Raw genomic sequence first — 16,888 nt, forward strand, 5'->3', positions numbered from 1 at the left:
CGCCGCCTCCGGGGAAACAACGCGCAATGCAGCCTCCGCTTTTCCCCGGCTCGCGCTACGCTTAGCCGGGCTACAGGCTCCCCATCGTCTGCGGGCCAGTAGCCCGGACAAGGCGCGTCAAGCGCCGCCTCCGGGGAAACAACGCGCAATGCAGCCTCCGCTTTTCCCCGGCTCGCGCTACGCTTAGCCGGGCTACAGGCCCCCCATCGTCTGCGGGCCAGTAGCCCGGACAAGGCGCGTCAAGCGCCGCCTCCGGGGAAACAACGCGCAATGTAACCTCCGCTTTTCCCCGGCTCGCGCAGCGCTTAGCGGGTTTACAGGCTCCCCATCGTCTGCACGCCGGTAGCCCGGACAAGGCGCATCAAGTACCGGCTCCGGGAATGCTGTCAGGCTAAAGGCGGTCCGGATATATTCTTATGGTGAATTGAGATCGCTATCACGTATATTTCTTCCTGAAATGTGATCTGAATTATAATTATTCCCTAATCCCTTTCTTCGTTTTATTTCTGTCCGGATGTCTGGACAAAATTTAGTATTGTTGTTTACGCCTCAGCTACTTATATTTATCCTCAATGATTTATGTAGCGCTCGCGTGGTATCGCGCTGGCCTCCAGGCATTAATCTGGTATGCAAAAAGGGTAAATAATGCAAATGATTACCTCACGACAGAACAGATTATTGAAATTTCTCCTGCCCCGCAGAGAATACGTTACGCTGATGAAAATTGCTGAATATTTAAATGTTTCAGAAAAAACGGTTCAGCGTGATTTACGCTTTTTAGAACAGTGGTTATCTGAGTGGAAAATGACTATCGATAAACGCTCAGGTACCGGCGTGATGCTGATCGCTGATAATGTCGCGGACCTGCTGCAATTAGACCAATTACTCGGTAACGAGGGGGAGGACAGCGATGTCATGATGAATAACTCCCGGCGCGTGAAAATTGCTTCGCAGCTGTTAAGTGAGACGCCGCGGGAGACATCAATAAATAAGCTCTCTGAGCGTTATTTTATCAGTAGCGCTTCTATCGTTAATGACCTGAAAATTATTGAATCATGGATTGCTCCGCTCGGCTTAGCGCTGATTCGTAGCCAGAGCGGGACGCATATTGAAGGTAGCGAAAACAGCGTCCGTCAGGCGATGGCGTCATTAATTAATGGGGTGATTAATCATAATGAGCCCGGTTGTATTATCCATTCCCGACTGGACTCAGGAAGCTATAAAGCGCTGGTGCATTATTTTGGTGAGGATGACGTTTTATTTGTTCAGTCATTATTACAGGAAATGGAGCGCAAGCTGTGCTGGTCATTAGGCGAACCGTATTATGTGAATATTTTTACCCATATCCTGATTATGATGTATCGCATTACCCGTGGGAATGCCTTACCGCGGCGTGAACAGGGGCAGCAGATTTTTGATGAGACGATATTTAGCGTTGCCCAGAATATGCTGCGAAAAATTGAACACCGTATTGATCATTCGCTGCCGGAAGATGAAGTCTGGTTTATTTATCAGTACATCATCTCATCTGGCGTTGTGGTGGAAGAGCGTGATGACGTCAGTATGGCGCGCTATATGCATTCTAGCGATGAGGCCCGACAAATTACCGATCGCCTGATTAGCGCTTTTTCCACCATGATTGATCTCGATTTAACCGCCGATCGCGCGTTATACGATGGTCTGCTCATTCATATTAAGCCGCTCATTAATCGCCTAAATTTTCGGATTTATATTCGTAACCCTCTGCTGGAGGATATCAAGGGCGAGCTGACGGACGTGTGGCCGCTCACCCAGCGGGCGGTCAATCAGGTTTTTAGCAGCTGGGGCGAGCATGCGGTTTCCGACGACGAGATTGGCTATCTCACCGTTCATTTCCAGGCGGCGATGGAAAGACAGGTCGCCAGCAAGCGCGTTCTGCTGGTTTGTTCTACCGGAATCGGCACATCTCACCTGTTGAAAAGTAGAGTGTTGAGAGCGTTTCCTGACTGGACCATCGTCGGCGTAGTTTCGGCAAGCAGTCTGCATACCCTTCAACCGCAGGACAAGATTGAACTGGTTATTTCGACGATTAATCTGCCAGAAATAGCTTTGCCGGTAGTCTATGTTAGCGCTTTTTTTAATGATGCCGATATCCGACGGGTTACGGAAAAAATCGTTACCGACAAATTACATCGTGCGGCAATATCTGCTGTAGATAATGAAGTTTTATATCCATGAGGTAAAGAATATGGACATAACCAGGATTTTAAACACCAAACGCGTTTTGTTAGATATGCACGCTACGAATAAAGCGGAAGCCATCGAAGAGTTAACCGACTTATTACAAAAAGACGGGGCGATAAGCTGTCGTGAAACCTTTATTCAGGATGTCTGGCAGCGTGAGTCGGAAGGCTCAACGGGGTTTGAAAATCATATTGCGATCCCGCATGGAAAGTCTTCCGCCGTTGTTAATACTACCCTTGCCATTGGCCGCACCCGGCAGGATATCGCCTGGGAAACGCTGGACGGCAGCCAGGTACGCTGCATTATTTTATTTGCCGTTCGTCTGGAAGATCAAAATACCACCCATATTCGCCTGTTGTCCCAGGTCGCTGGAGCGCTGGCGGATGATGACATTATTGAACAACTGCTCAAAGAAACCAGTCCGCAGAGGATTATTGATCTATTTAACCAATATGCCGAGTCGGACATTTACTAACAATAACTAGCGGAGTCCGAGATGAATATTGTCTGTGTTGCTGCCTGTACCGCAGGTATTGCTCATACTTATATTGCACGTGAGAAGCTGATTAAAGGCGCGAGAGCGCTGGGCCATAATGTCAAAGTCGAAACTCAGGGAACCATTGGAACTGAAAATGAACTGGCGGCGGAAGATATTGACGCTGCGGATGTCGTTATTCTTGCCATTGATGTGAAAATCAAAGGCGAAGAGCGTTTTAAAAATAAACGGATTGTCAGAGTAAAAACGGAAGTCGTGATTAAGTCGCCGATTCAGTTTATCGAAAAGGTCGAAAAATCCTTAGCGAATGCCTGATCCTTAATCTGGAGGGATCTACCATGAGTGAGAATAAAACTCCCGTCTCACAGGAAATTAAGAAGCATCTATTAACCGGTATTTCATGGATGATACCGCTGATCGTCGCCGCCGGGATCTGTATCGCGCTGGGACAAGTCCTTGGCGGGACGAACGTAGGCGAGAAAACCGGCACCATTCCGTGGATGTTAAACCAAATCGGCGGCTGGGGAATGGGGCTGATTGTGCCCTTGATCTGCGCCGCTATCGCTTACTCCATTGCCGATCGTCCTGGATTTGCTCCGGGTTTGATCGTGGGCTTTGTCTGCGGGCAAATTCATACCGGTTTTATTGGCGGCATGCTGGGCGGCTTCCTCGTGGGCTACACGGTACTGGCGCTGAAGCACTATATCCGGCTGCCGAAGTCGATGCAGGGGCTGATGCCGATTATGGTGCTGCCGGTATTAAGTACCATCATTAGCGGTTTGCTGATGATGACCCTGATCGGCAAGCCCATTGCCTGGCTGCAAGAAGCGCTGATTCACCTGCTGGAGTCGATGCAGGGCGGCTCGCGTTTCCTGCTGGGCGCCATCCTTGGCGCCATGGCGACCTTCGACTTTGGCGGCCCGGTGAATAAAACCATGTCGCTGTTTGCTGATGGTCTGCTGGTCAGCGGCGTTTATGGCCCGGAAGCGGTGAAGTTTGTGGGTTCGATCATCCCGCCGTTCGGCATCACCCTCTCGTTCCTGCTGACCCGGCATAAATATACCCGTGCCGAACGCGAAGCTCTGAAGGCCGCGTTCCCGATGGGGATCTGCATGATCACCGAAGGGGTGATCCCCATCGCCGCCCGCGATCTGCTGCGCGTCGTGGGATCCTGCGTGGTGGCGTCAGCGGTGGCCGGTGGCCTGATCATGACCTGGGGCGTGGAGAGTCCGGTGCCGCACGGTGGGATGTTCGTGGTGCCGCTCTTTACGCATCCCCTGCTGTTCTGCCTCTCTCTGGCGATTGGCACCGTGATTTGCGGTGTGATGCTCTCGCTGTGGAAAAAGCCGGTTACCGAGCGTGATGAAGAGTTTGATGAGCTGAACGACCAAAAGGTCAAAGACGACGAAATCACCTTTACCCTCGAATAAACGGAGGCCCTATGTTTGCCGATATGAAAAGTATGGTGATCAAAGCCTGGCGTGAACGGTATGCCCTGCTGGCGATTAACTGCATGAACCTGGAAAGCGCACGCGCGGCGGTGCGCGTGGCGGAAAAACATCGTGCGCCGATTATTCTCAACCTGTATCAGGGTCACCTGTCGCACTTTCCGGCGACCACGGCGGCGGCGGTAGTCAGGGTACTGGCGGAGGAAGCGAGCGTACCCGTGACGTTAAGTCTCGATCACGGTAAAGACCCGATAAAAATACGTCAGGCTTTCCGCGCCGGATTTAGCGGGTTAATGATCGATGCTTCTGCGTTCGCGCTGGCGGAGAACATCCGCCAGACCCGAGAGGTCGTTGAACTGGCCGCCAGCGTCGGGCTGTGCGTGGAGGGCGAACTGGGGCACCTGGCGGATGCGCCGCGCTACGACCAGGCCAGCAATGCCGATTTAATGACTCAGCCGGAGGACGTCCCTCCCTTTATCGAACAGACCGGGATTGACCTGCTGGCGGTCTCCGTGGGAACCGCCCACGGTATGTACGCTCCCGGTGTAAAACCAATGCTCGATTTCGACCGCCTGGCGCAGATACAGCGCGCGTCATCCGTGCCACTGGCGTTGCACGGCGGGAGCGGTACGCCGTTCGAGCAGCTGCAACGTTGCCCGGAATTCGGGGTCGCAAAAATCAACGTTGGGGCGGCGGTATTTGAAGCGGGGAAAGCGGCGCTGCTGCACACCCTGTGCCACGACAGCACCATTGAGCTGGCCGATGCGCTATCGGTGATGGAGCAGGCCAGCGCTGACGCCATCGCTCCCTATTTACACGCATCCGGCTCAATCAACAAAGCCTGATTAAATCTCAGTAAGGCCTTCCATGCCGGCGCCCGTATGCCCTGGCAGGGCTTACCACACCCTGAAACTGGAGAATAACGATGTTAGTTTCAATGCACGAATTACTTAAACCCACCCGTGAACATGGTTTTGCTATCGGCGCATTTAACGTGGCGGATAGCTGTTTTATTCGCGCCGTGGTGGAAGAGGCGGAAGCGACAAATACGCCGGCGATTATTTCCATTCATCCCAGCGAGCACGATTTTGTTGGCGACGCGTTTTTTAGCTACGTGCGGGATATCACCCAGCGCAGCCGCGTGCCTTTCACCCTGCATCTGGATCATGGCGCCTCGGTGGAACATGTTCTGCGCGCCATTCAGTGTGGCTTCACCTCGGTCATGATCGATGGTTCGTTACTGCCTTATGAAGAAAACGTCGCCCTGACCCACGAAGTGGTGCAGCTGGCGCACGCGGTGGGCGTGTCGGTGGAAGGTGAGCTGGGAACCATCGGCCAGACCGGAACCTCTGTGGAAGGCGGCGTGTCAGAAGTCACCTATACCGACCCGGCGCAGGCGGAAGATTTCGTCGCCCGTACCGGCGTGGATACGCTGGCGGTAGCGATTGGCACCGCGCACGGTATCTATCCGAAGGGGATGCAGCCGGAGCTGCAGATGCACATTCTGCGCGATATCGCCGGGCGTCTGTCGATTCCGCTGGTGCTGCACGGCGGCTCGGCTAATCCGGATGCGGAAATTGCGGAATCCGTTACGCTTGGCGTCGGCAAAATCAATATTTCCAGCGATATGAAATATGCCTATTTCCAGAAAGTGCGCGAAATTCTGACAAAAGAGACATGGTGGGATCCGAATGTCATTTATCCGGAACCGATTAACGCCGCGCGGAAGGTGATTCGCCACAAAATGAAGCTCTTTGGCTCTACCGGCAAGGCCAGCCTGTACTAATCCCCCGGCGGGGCGGGGAAACCTGCCTCGCTATGAATAAGGAGGCCGGTATGAAGTATTTGGGGCTGGATATCGGCGGGAGCAAAATCGCCGCCGTAGTGATGGATGAACAAGGCCATGAATGGAGGCGTTTTCGCGTTGAAACGCGAAAACAGACCCGGCAGCAGTTTATCGCAACGCTGGTGGCGTTAATCACCGCGATTGGGGATGAGCTGGCCCAGCCTTTGGCTATCGGTATCGCCCTGCCGGGGAGTATTTCCCCGCAGACCGGCAAGATCCGCAATGCCAATATTCAGGTCATCAACGGCTGCCGCTTACAGGATGAGCTTGAGCAGCGCCTGAGCCAGCCGGTTGTGCTGGCGAACGATGGCAACTGTTTCGCGTTATCAGAAGCCTGCGATGGCGCAGGTGCCGATTATTCGCTGGTATTTGGCATGACGCTGGGGACCGGATGCGGGGGCGGTATTGCGCTTAATCGCCAGATTTTCCCCGGCGCGTCAGGGATTGCGGCGGAGTGCGGGCATATCACGCTGCCGGGGTATCAGGAGGTCAACGATGGGCCGCCCGAGCGCTGCTACTGCGGAAAATATAACTGCGTCGAGTCCTTTATTTCCGGCACCGGGCTGAGCGCGCGCTATCGTTTGATGACCCGGCAGGCGCTCAGCAGTCAGGCTATTATCGCCCGGGCGCTGGAGGGCGAGCATGCCGCCTGCGAGCAGGTGCTGCGCTTTCGCCAGCAGCTGGCGCGGACGCTGGCGACGGTGGTGAATCTTATCGATCCCGGCGTGATTGTTCTCGGCGGCGGCCTGTCTAACGTGGCGCTGCTGGTGAACGACCTGGAGGCGGATGTCGCCCCGCTGGTGTTTACCGACCATTTCACCACCCCCATCGTGCCTGCCCGACATGGTGACAGCAGCGGCATGCGCGGCGCCGCCTGGCTGGCCGTCCGCAGCGGAGTCGAAAATGAAACGTTCACAGATTAACTACGCGATTGATAAAGCGCATGCTATCGCCGAGTCCTTTCGCATTTGCTTACCCGAGTTTGCCTGCTTTACCGCCGATATCTGGGCGAAAAAGCGGTTTGAAGAGTGGCGAGAAGTTCGGGATCTACAGCTTGGCTGGGATATTACCGATTTTGGCAGCGGCCGTTTTCAGGAAACCGGACTGACGCTGTTGACCCTGCGTAACGGCGCGCCGGGCGATTCGCGCTATCCCAAGCCCTACGCCGAGAAGATGTTGCAGATTCAGCAGGATCAGCAAACTCCCTGGCATTTTCATTATCACAAAATGGAAGATATTCTGAACCGCGGCGGCGGCCGGCTCTGTCTGCAGCTGGCATGGGCGACAGAAGATGAACGGCTGGATATGCAGCGCAGCGTGAGCGTCGCGGTTGATGGCCGCCAGCGCACGCTGAAACCGGGAGAAACCCTGGCTCTTAACCCCGGGCAGGGCGTTTGCCTGCCGCCCACGCTGTACCACCGTTTTTGGGCTGAAAACGCGCTGGTGATGGGCTGGGAAATTTCGATGGTGAACGATGATAAGCGCGACAACCGTTTTCTGGAAGATAGCGGTCGCTTCCCGATGATTCAGGAAGATGAACCGAAAAAATGGTTATTGTGCAGTGAGTACGGGCGCTGAAAAGAGATAGACGTTGTCGAATCCACCACCCTCCTTACGGAGGGTTTTTTTATTCCATTTTGTCTAAAAAAGTAACGTTCATTTCATTCTGGTGATTGATGCCACAGACGCCAGCGCCGCCGGGTGATAGCGTAGTTTAGCGCTGAGAGGAGCCCGGTATGGATTTAGAAAACATCTTTCGTGACGTTAAGCTAAGCAAAACGGAAATGACCGTGCTGCGTTTTATTCAGAACGATCCTGAGCAATGCGTTCGCGAAGGGATCCGCGCCGTGGCGGAGCACTGTTATAGCAATCCCTCTTCGCTGGTACGCCTGGCGAAGAAGCTGAAATTCAGCGGCTGGCTGGAGCTGGTCTATTTTATTAAATTCAATATCACTATGCCCAAACTCGATGTGACCAACGACATCGATTATATGAGCATTCAGCCGGTGGAGCGGATAACGCCGTTGCTGGAAAGCCTGCAACATCACCGCATTTTGATTCACGGCAGCGGCTTTTCGCAGCTGATCGCCCAGTATATTTATAATAAATTTTTGGTGACCGGGGTGAATGCCAGCCTCGCGCTGTGGCCGGATTACGAAATCCTCGAGCAGAAGAACGCCGCCAAATTTGATTCGATCTGGATTATTTCCAAATCCGGACGCAGCAGTTCGGCGCTGAACTGGGTGAAGGCGCTGGAAGGGAAAGAGATTAACCTGATCTGCTTTACCGGCGATTATCAAAGCCCGCTGGCGCAGGCGGCGGATACGGCGTTTATCATCCATGATCCGCAGAAGTTCGATGATGATATTTACTGGAGTAACCCCTTTTTTGGCTACTGCATACTCGGCTTTGAGCGGCTGCTGAAGATGTGGTTTATGCAGACGGGGATCCCCGGAGGCGGCGCCTGAGGCGCCTGTCCGGGCTACCGGCTGCGATCCGGTAGCCCGGATAAGGCGTTAGCCGCCATCCGGGGGATTTCACCGGGCGTTTATTGCCAGTCGGCGAACTGCTTATCGTCGAGATAGGCTTCAACCAGCGTTTTTGCCAGCGAATAAGAGCCGACCAGCGGATGCGCCATCAGCGCCCGTACCGCCAGCGATTTATCGCGCTGCAGAATGGCCGCCACCGCCAGCCGCTCATACTCTTTCACGCTGGCGATCATATTCTTCTGCGCCGTCGGCACATGCTTCGGCGTCACCGGCTTCAGGCCCTCTTTGCTCAGGTCGCAGCTGATCTCAATCACATCGTCCGGGCGCAGGAAGTCCAGCGTGCCGTTGTTGGGCATCGATACCACGATGCGCTTGGTGGTGGTGCTGTTGACCGCCTCCAGAATATCCAGCGCCACGCCCGCGTAGCCGCCGGTATCCGGCTCCTCGATAAACTGCTTTAAGGTCAACGGCTCGCGGGTATGGAATTTTTCCTGCTGCGACTCGTTCTGCATATAGCTATTTTCCCGGCGCAGATAGTGCTTCATCCAGATGGTAAACGCCGCTTCCGGGTTGGCTTTGACATCAACGGTCAGCAGCGCTTCGCGCATATCGTGATTGATGCGGGCAATTTGCTCGCCGCGGGTTTCCGGCGCGTTCTGAATCGCTTTCAAAGCCACTTCGCGATAGTAGTAGTAGTAAAGATATTCATTAAGCAGCTGCTTATCGCATAGCTGAACCAGCTCCGGCGAAAAGTACTGCATCGCCGTCTTGCGATACAGGTCCGGGCTGGCGATCAGGCGCTCGGTGACATCCTCGCCGCGCACGGTGAAATGGGTAAACCAGGAGAAGTGGTTCAGCCCGTAGCACTCGACGCCGAGATCGCGCTCGTCGCAGCCGAGGATCTCGGGCAGCTCGCGAATCAGCTCCGACGGGGCATCGCAGATGCCGTACACCCGACGCTTAAAGCCGGATTTGATAATCGCCTCGGTGACCAGCCCTGACGGGTTGGTGAAGTTAAACAGAATGGCATCTTCGGCGGCGTGCTCTTCAATCAGGCGGCAGTAGTGAAGAATCGCCGGAATGGAACGCATCGCCATGGCGAAACCGCCCGCGCCGGTGGTCTCCTGGCCCAGCGTGTTGTGCGCCAGGGCGATACGCTCGTCGCGGATCCGGCTCTCATCGCCGCCCACCCGCAGGGTGGTTATCACATAGTGGCTATTTTTTAGCGCCGGCACCGGGTCGCTGGTTACGCTGAAATGAATATCCGGGCGAATGGCATTAAACACATAGCGGGCGATCTCGCCGAATATTGTCAGATTCTCCGCGGAGCTGTCGAGAAAGACCACTTCCGTTAAACCAATGCGATGCGCGTTATATGCCAGAGATTTCGCCAGAAACGCAGAGCGAACGCCGCCCCCGCCTAATACGGTTAATTTCATAAATCACTCCCAATTAATTTTCTGCTAGCCAGCTATCAACCCGGGAACGAACCTGTCCCACTTTGACGCCGTAAATAACCTGAACTTCATTTCGATTTCGTACTACGCCGTTTGCGCCGGTGCTTTTTAATATCGCATCGTCAACCAGATCCATATTATGAATAGCGACGCGCAGGCGGGTAAAACAGTTGTCGACGGAAATAATGTTCTCTTTACCACCCAGACCATTAATAATCTCGTTGGTCACCGATTGCGGTTCGCCCATTTTTTTTCGGTAATCAGCCTTGCTATATAACTTCACGTTTTCATCGTCTTCACGACCCGGGGTTTTAAGATTTAACTTAACGACCAGCGTGCGGAAGATAACGTAGTAGACGGCGAACTGACCAATCCCGATAAGCACGTAGCCGGGCCAGCGGGTCAGGGAGACCGGCAGCGGCAGGTTGTAAATCAGGAACTCAATCAGCCCGGAAGCGCCCCAGGGACGCACGGTAAAGATGTCGCAAATCGCCTGCGAGGCCGCGGTTAACGTGGCGTGGATCACCCACAGCAGCGGCGAAACGAACAGGAAGGTAAACTCAATCGGCTCGGTGATGCCGGTGAGCATAGAGGTAATAATGGCCGGCAGCAGAATCGCTTTGGCCATCATTTTTTTCTCCGGTTTTGCCGTGTGGTAGAACGCCAGCGAGGCGCCGGCCAGGCCGAAGATAGTGGTCATCCCCTGCTGCGAGAAACGCAGCGCCTCGTTCATCACCGGGGTTAAATCCGGGTGGCGCATATAGGCGAGGAAAATCGCCTGGGTGCCGGAGACGACCTGGCCGTCGACGTTCAGCGTACCGCCGATTTGCGTGAGCTGGAACGGCGACCAGACGAAGTGGTGCAGGCCGGTGGGGATGAGGAATTTTTCAAAGAAGCCGTAGACGAAGACCCCCGCCACGCCGGCGTTTTTCATAAAGCCGGTCAGCGCCGCGATGCCGTGGGTCATAAACGGCCAGATCCAGGTAAAGGCGATGGCGTAGAAAATGACGACCGGGGTCATCGCCACCAGCGTCAGCTTGGCTCCGCCATACATGGAGAGCGCGCCGGGCAGTTCAATCGTCGACACTTTATTATGCACCCAGGCGATGGTGCAGCCGAGAATAATCCCGAGGAAGACCCCCATATCGACTACCACAAACCCCAGTAGCTGAGTCTGCCCGGTACCGTAATATTCGCCGTTAATTTTTTCCGCGAGTCCGTGGGTATGTTCCAGCCACGAGTGGTTAGCGCCAAGAAACATGATAAAACACATTACCGACACCAGCGCCACTTCGGTTTTTTTATCTTTTGCCAGGCCATAGCTGATACCGACGCAAAAGAGTAATCCCAGATTGCCAAATAATGGCCAGAAGGTATCGCCGAGGAGCTGTCCGAGCTGGTGTAAAAAACTGGTCTCCGAAATTAATGTTGGGTTAGTTAAGACTGAACTGAGTGCCAAAATTAAGCCGATGACCGGCAAGAACAATACTGCACCGATCATTGCTCTGGAGAATTTTTGCATATTCTCCAGAATACGTTGACGTATTACAGACATGGTCGTTCCTTTATTTTTGTATACCCGTCATACTTCAAGTTGCTTATGTGTTAGCTACGGATTACTCGGCCCATCCAAGGGCCTCGCCCTCACGGGCCGTCGCAAGCGACGTTCAAATCTGCTCCCGGCAGATTTGTCGCTCACCCCAGTCACATAGTTATCTATGCTCCTGGGGACTCACTCCCTTGCCGCCTTTAAGCAACTCGAATTATTTTGGGCATAGGTTCAGGGACTTTAATTATTTTTTTAACTTCCAGTATTTTTGTTATAGCAAGTCCGCTATTTGAAAGGAACAGGTTGCGGGAAATAGGTACAAACAGCCGCTTAATGGCAACAGGTTTCGCGAAGGGAACAGGCCCCTCTCCCGTGGGGGGAGAGGGAGGGGGAAAGTCAGGGCGTCGTTGTCGCCGGCGCTGAAGGGGGCTGGGTGCTGGTGACCTCCCCGTTGCGCATCACCTGCGCCACCTGCTGTTTCTCCATATTTATCGCGCTCAGCTGGCCGTTGACGGTCGGCTTCAGCGGCGCATCCGCCAGCACGCTGCCGGTCGCCGTCAGCTGAAGGTTACCGTCGCCGGAGACCGGCAGCGCGGGCCATCCCCATGCCTGCAAAATATTCAGCGGCACGCCGCGACCGTTGAGGCTCAGGTTGACCAGGCGCTGCGGGAGCTGCGACACCGCCGCGGTGGCTTGCAGGATCCCTCGCTCGGTAAAGGCGCTGAGCTCGTTAACGTTTACCGTGGAGGCATTGGCGCTCAGCTTCAGCGACGGGCGGCGGACATCAATACGATTAAAGGTCGCGGCGGCGGCGTTCAGCGTCGCGCTACCGCTCCACACGCCCCAGCTGCGGTTTTTCACCAGCTGCAGCTCGCCGCCGTAGCCGTCGAGCGCGGTGATTTGCCACGGGAACGCCGGTTCAATATCGATAATCAGGTTGCGGCTGGCGCTGAACTTTCTCAGCGTCAGGCTTTGCAGCCAGTCGGGCAGCGGCGCCATCCACAGCTGCTTCCAGTTGGTTGGCAGCGTATATTCCAGCCCGGCGAACGCCGCGTCATCCAGCACCAGCGCATGGCCGGCGCGCAGCCAGTTGCCGGACGTGCGCACCATCCCGCCCTCCCAGCGTGAGGTGAACTGGCGCAGCGCGATGCCCTGCGGCGAGAATCCGGCGTTAAGGATCGGGTCGAGGAAGTGCAGCGAGCCGTAAATAAATTCGTTAGCGTTCATCGACAGCGTACCCTCCTGGCTTTGCCAGTCGCCGCGGCTCAGGGTGAGGTTGCGCAGGTTAAGATCGAGGCCGGCGATCGCCCAGTCAGGCCCCTGCAGGCTGGCGTCGGTCACATCAAGGCGGCCAATCTGTAGTGACGGCAGGGTGGTCAGCGGCGCGAAAAAGTCGGCGAGTGATTTATCGCTTTGCAGGCGAATCTCGTTGAGCCGCAAATTATCGACCTGCCAGCCGCCATCGGCGCTGCGTTTCGCCGTGCCGGTGAGCGTACCGCGGGCGACGTCCGCGCCAATGGTTGAGAGGGACACTTCGCCGTTATCAATATTCCCCTGAATCAGCACGTTGCTGGCTTCAATACCGTTGAGCGTCATCGACCCGGCGCTCATCTGAATCTGTGTTTTCTTGCCGAGCACGTTGCCCGCTTCCGGCGCCCACGGGCTGACGCCGCCGGTGACGCGCTGCGCGCTCAGATCCCAGTCGCTCTCCGGGCTATTGAACGCCATATTGCGCAACTGGAGACGGTCGGCGGCGAATGGCAGCGCCGCGGAAGAAGGGGAGAAGTTCAGCGTGCCGTCGCTGAGGACGATTTCGTCAGCATGCAGCGGGTCGCTAAACTGGCGGCTGCTAAACCCGATATCCACCGTTTGCGCCACCAGCGTGGCGGGTTTGCCGTCGCGTCCGAGGGTGACGTTTTGCAGCTGCAGGTGCAGTGGCGAGGAGAAATTATGGTCCATCTTGTTGAAAGAGACCTTCCAGCCGGTACCGTCGCTTAGCCAGGCGCTGGCCTGGCGCCCGCCCCACTGGGTTTGCAGCAGGAAGTAAGCGGCAATAATCACCACCAGCAGGGCAATCAGCAGCCAGAGAATCAGCTTTCTGAGAAATTTCATGGTCTTCGATCCTGAGCGAGGCACATAAGGCTGTTATGCCCGAATTATGCGCAATCCTCAAGACAGGAATTGTGTAATGAGATGATGTGAGGTTGATGATGCTGACGCTCCGGCCAGCATCGCGTGGCCGGAGCGTCAGAGAGGATCAGTTTTTCTCTGGCGGGAAAATCAGATTCAGAATAATCGCCGTGATACCGCCAGCAGCGATACCGGAGGAGAGCAGATTCTTCAGCCAGTCAGGGGCGAACTGCAGGATCAGCGGCTGCTGGGAAACGCCGAGGCCGACGGCCAGCGACAGGGCGATAATCAGGATCGCGCGGCGGTTCAGCGGCTCGCGGGAGACGATACGCACGCCGGAGGCGGCAATGGTGCCGAACATCACCAGCGTCGCGCCGCCGAGCACCGGCTCAGGAATATGCTGCACGAAGCCGCTTACCGCCGGGAACAGGCCGAGCACGATCAGCATCAGCGCGACCACGAAACCGACATAGCGGCTGGCGACGCCGGTCAGCTGTATCACGCCGTTGTTCTGGCCAAAGCAGGAGTTCGGGAAGGTGTTGAATACCGCCGAAACAAACGAGTTCAGACCGTTGGCCAGCACGCCGCCCTTCAGACGCTTCATATATAGCGGGCCGGAAACCGGCTGCTCGGAGACGTCAGAGGTGGCGGTAATATCGCCGATGGTTTCCAGCGAGGTAATCATAAACACCAGCATCAGCGGCAACAGCAGATTCCAGTCGATGCCCAACCCGTAGTACAGCGGCGTGGGTACCATAATCAGGCTGCTTTCCGTCGGCGCGGTATTGGCCGGCAGCATATCGAGCAGCCATGCCGCCAGGTAGCCGGCCGCCATCGCGATAACCAGCGAAGCGATGCGCAGGTACGGGTTGCGCTGGCGGTTAAGGATAATAATCAGCGCCAGCACGATCCCTGCCAGCAGCAGGTTTTTTGGCGCGCCGAAGGTGTGGTCGGCCATGGCGGCATAGCCGCCGCCGATGGAGGTCAGGCCAACCTGAATCAGCGACAGGCCGATAATCATCACCACCACGCCGGAGACCAGCGGGGTAATAATGCGGCGGGCGAGATGCAGAACGCGGGAGAGAACCATCTCTGTGCAGCTGGCCAGCATCAGGGTGCCGAATAGCGCGGCCATCATGGTCGGAACATCGGCGCCGCCGGTTTTCAAGGCGGTCCCGCCCATAATCAGCGGCGCGACGAAGTTAAAACTGGTGCCCTGAATCGAGAGCAGACCAGATCCCACCGGGCCCCAGGCTTTAATTTGAATGATGGAGGCCACGCCGGAGGCGAACAGGGACATGCTGATGATGTGTTGCGTATCCTGAGCCGGAAGGCCCAGAGCCTGGCAAATTAACAGCGCCGGAGTGATGACCGCGACAAACATCGCCAGCAGGTGCTGGAAGGCGGCGAACAGGGTTTGCGGTAGCGGCGGGCGGTCTTCAAGGCGGTAGATTAATTCGCTGGTTTGCTTATGCGCAACCGGTTGCGCATTTTCTGATTCTGCGGTGTTAACGGACATCACAACAATCCCAAAGGTGGCAAAGCGGGGATTTTATCGGACTGTAGACCAAAAGCAAACGTTTGCCACTCTTTAGCGGCAAATATTTAAACAGGGAATAAGTGTCAAATATTTATTAACATTTTGTATGCTTGATCGCATCATTATCCCTACAAAATATCTTTTCCTGTCCTTTTTTCCGTACTTCTGCTTAAAATCCCTTCCCGATTACTCATGATGAGAAGCAATCGACACCGGGAATACCGTCGCGTGTGAATGGATCATGCGCCTATAAGGAGCTCTTTTTTATGTTTCATCTCGATACCTTATCGACGCTCGTTGCCGCAACACTCGTGCTGCTACTGGGTAGAAAACTCGTTCAAACCGTCCCTTTCCTGAAGAAATACACCATTCCTGAACCCGTTGCGGGCGGCCTGCTGGTCGCGCTGGCGCTGCTGGTATTAAAGAAAAGCATGGATATCGAAATCGATTTCGATATGAGCCTGAAAGACCCGCTGATGCTGGCTTTCTTTGCCACTATCGGCCTGAACGCCAACCTCGCCAGCCTGCGCTCCGGCGGCAAAGTGCTGGGGACGTTCCTGATCGTGGTGGTGGGGCTGCTGCTGCTGCAAAACGCGCTCGGAATCGGCATGGCGAAGCTGCTTGGTCTCGACCCGCTGATGGGGCTGCTGGCCGGTTCGATTACCCTTTCCGGCGGCCACGGTACCGGCGCGGCGTGGAGTAAATTGTTTGTTGAACGCTATGGCTTTGCCAACGCCACCGAAGTGGCCATGGCTTGCGCAACCTTCGGCCTCGTCCTGGGCGGCCTGATCGGCGGACCGGTGGCGCGCTATCTGGTTAAGCACTCTTCCTCCCCGGACGGTACGCCGGACGATCAGCTCGCGCCGACCGCGTTTGAAAAGCCGGATATGGGGCGCATGATCACGTCGCTGGTGCTGATTGAGAGCATCGCGCTGATCGCCATCTGTTTGACGGTAGGGAAGATCGTTGCGCAACTGCTGGCGGGAACCGTATTTGAACTGCCCACCTTCGTTTGCGTGCTGTTTATCGGCGTGATCCTGAGCAATGGCCTGTCGGCGCTGGGCCTGTACCGCGTGTTCGACCGCGCGGTGTCGGTGCTGGGTAACGTCAGCCTGTCGCTATTCCTGGCGATGGCCCTGATGAGCCTGAAGCTGTGGGAGCTGGCGTCGCTGGCGCTGCCGATGATTATTATTCTGGCGGTTCAGGCAGTGGCTATGGCGCTGTATGCGGTGTTTGTGACCTACCGGATGATGGGAAAAAACTACGATGCCGCAGTGCTGGCAGCCGGCCACTGTGGTTTCGGCCTCGGCGCGACGCCGACGGCGATTGCCAACATGCAGGCGATAACCGACCGTTTCGGTCCGTCGCACATGGCGTTTCTGGTGGTGCCGATGGTGGGCGCGTTCTTTATCGATATCGTTAACGCGCTAGTGATTAAGCTCTATCTGCTGCTGCCGGTATTTGGCTGATAAAAACCCGGAGGCGGTGCGCTACGGGGTTGTGCAGTCTGCGGGCTGTAGCCCGGGTAAGGCGTTTACGCCGCAACCCGGGAATACTCCAGGATTTATACATCGACGCGGTTTCCCCCCGGCTCGCGCTGCGCTTAGCCGGGCTACGGGTGTGTGCGGTCTGCGGGCTGTAGCCCGGGTAAGGCGTTTACGCCGCAACCCGGGGATACTCCGGGATTCATACATCGGCGCGGCTTCTCCC

General features: G+C 55.8%; 14 protein-coding genes and 1 pseudogene. 11 read left to right on the top strand and 4 right to left on the bottom strand.

Annotation, left to right across the window (positions count from 1 at the left end; all coding sequences use genetic code 11):
• From ACESQ2_RS03100 to ACESQ2_RS03145, 10 genes and pseudogenes are all read left to right on the top strand, one after another.
• Positions 1-187: pseudogene (locus ACESQ2_RS03100) on the top strand (hypothetical protein); the annotation flags it as partial.
• Between the two features lie 458 nt (positions 188-645).
• The gene (locus ACESQ2_RS03105; RefSeq protein WP_004126745.1) at positions 646-2,217 is read left to right on the top strand and encodes a transcription antiterminator; all 1,572 of its coding nucleotides are present in this window, start codon (positions 646-648) and stop codon (positions 2,215-2,217) included.
• A gap of 10 nt (positions 2,218-2,227) precedes the next feature.
• Positions 2,228-2,698, top strand: coding sequence for a PTS sugar transporter subunit IIA (locus ACESQ2_RS03110; RefSeq protein ID WP_004126743.1), 471 nt, complete (start codon positions 2,228-2,230; stop codon positions 2,696-2,698).
• Between the two features lie 21 nt (positions 2,699-2,719).
• Entirely contained in the window at positions 2,720-3,034 is a 315-nt protein-coding gene (locus ACESQ2_RS03115; RefSeq protein WP_087828387.1) for a PTS fructose transporter subunit IIB, read from the top strand.
• A 23-nt stretch (positions 3,035-3,057) separates the two neighbouring features.
• Positions 3,058-4,149, top strand: a complete 1,092-nt coding sequence (locus tag ACESQ2_RS03120; protein ID WP_004126739.1) for a PTS fructose transporter subunit IIC — start codon at positions 3,058-3,060, stop codon at positions 4,147-4,149.
• A gap of 11 nt (positions 4,150-4,160) precedes the next feature.
• Positions 4,161-5,012, top strand: coding sequence for a class II fructose-bisphosphate aldolase (locus ACESQ2_RS03125; RefSeq protein ID WP_373170154.1), 852 nt, complete (start codon positions 4,161-4,163; stop codon positions 5,010-5,012).
• A gap of 80 nt (positions 5,013-5,092) precedes the next feature.
• Positions 5,093-5,953: a ketose-bisphosphate aldolase gene (locus tag ACESQ2_RS03130; RefSeq protein WP_373170155.1), complete on the top strand. Its 861-nt coding sequence runs from the start codon at positions 5,093-5,095 to the stop codon at positions 5,951-5,953.
• 50 nt (positions 5,954-6,003) lie between these two features.
• Entirely contained in the window at positions 6,004-6,936 is a 933-nt protein-coding gene (locus tag ACESQ2_RS03135; protein WP_148842171.1) for an ROK family protein, read from the top strand.
• Positions 6,917-7,591 (top strand): D-lyxose/D-mannose family sugar isomerase, encoded by a 675-nt coding sequence (locus ACESQ2_RS03140; protein ID WP_049084476.1) that lies wholly within the window; start codon positions 6,917-6,919, stop codon positions 7,589-7,591. The genes ACESQ2_RS03135 and ACESQ2_RS03140 overlap by 20 nt, the downstream gene beginning before the upstream one ends.
• A 158-nt stretch (positions 7,592-7,749) precedes the next feature.
• The gene (locus ACESQ2_RS03145) at positions 7,750-8,481 is read left to right on the top strand and encodes a MurR/RpiR family transcriptional regulator (protein WP_049069385.1); all 732 of its coding nucleotides are present in this window, start codon (positions 7,750-7,752) and stop codon (positions 8,479-8,481) included.
• 80 nt (positions 8,482-8,561) lie between these two features.
• Here the strand turns inward: ACESQ2_RS03145 and ACESQ2_RS03150 are convergent, their stop codons facing one another.
• The 4 genes from ACESQ2_RS03150 to ACESQ2_RS03165 form a co-directional block, all read right to left on the bottom strand.
• The gene (locus ACESQ2_RS03150; protein ID WP_014227265.1) at positions 8,562-9,941 is read right to left on the bottom strand and encodes a glycoside hydrolase; all 1,380 of its coding nucleotides are present in this window, start codon (positions 9,939-9,941) and stop codon (positions 8,562-8,564) included.
• A gap of 13 nt (positions 9,942-9,954) precedes the next feature.
• The gene (locus ACESQ2_RS03155; RefSeq protein WP_032718820.1) at positions 9,955-11,514 is read right to left on the bottom strand and encodes a PTS transporter subunit EIIC; all 1,560 of its coding nucleotides are present in this window, start codon (positions 11,512-11,514) and stop codon (positions 9,955-9,957) included.
• 390 nt (positions 11,515-11,904) lie between these two features.
• Positions 11,905-13,620 carry an AsmA family protein gene (locus tag ACESQ2_RS03160; protein WP_014227263.1) on the bottom strand — a complete coding sequence of 572 codons (1,716 nt, stop codon included), beginning with the start codon at positions 13,618-13,620 and terminating at the stop codon, positions 11,905-11,907.
• A gap of 145 nt (positions 13,621-13,765) precedes the next feature.
• A complete protein-coding gene (locus ACESQ2_RS03165; protein ID WP_004855527.1) occupies positions 13,766-15,157 on the bottom strand; it encodes an NCS2 family protein in 1,392 nt (463 codons plus the stop codon).
• A gap of 287 nt (positions 15,158-15,444) precedes the next feature.
• Between ACESQ2_RS03165 and gltS the strand changes: the two genes are divergently transcribed.
• Entirely contained in the window at positions 15,445-16,647 is a 1,203-nt protein-coding gene (gltS, locus tag ACESQ2_RS03170; RefSeq protein ID WP_048262753.1) for a sodium/glutamate symporter, read from the top strand.
• Positions 16,648-16,888: the final 241 nt, after the last annotated feature.

The organism is Klebsiella sp. Q11, assembly GCF_964241505.1.
In the GTDB taxonomy this organism is placed as follows: Bacteria; Pseudomonadota; Gammaproteobacteria; order Enterobacterales; family Enterobacteriaceae; genus Klebsiella; species Klebsiella michiganensis.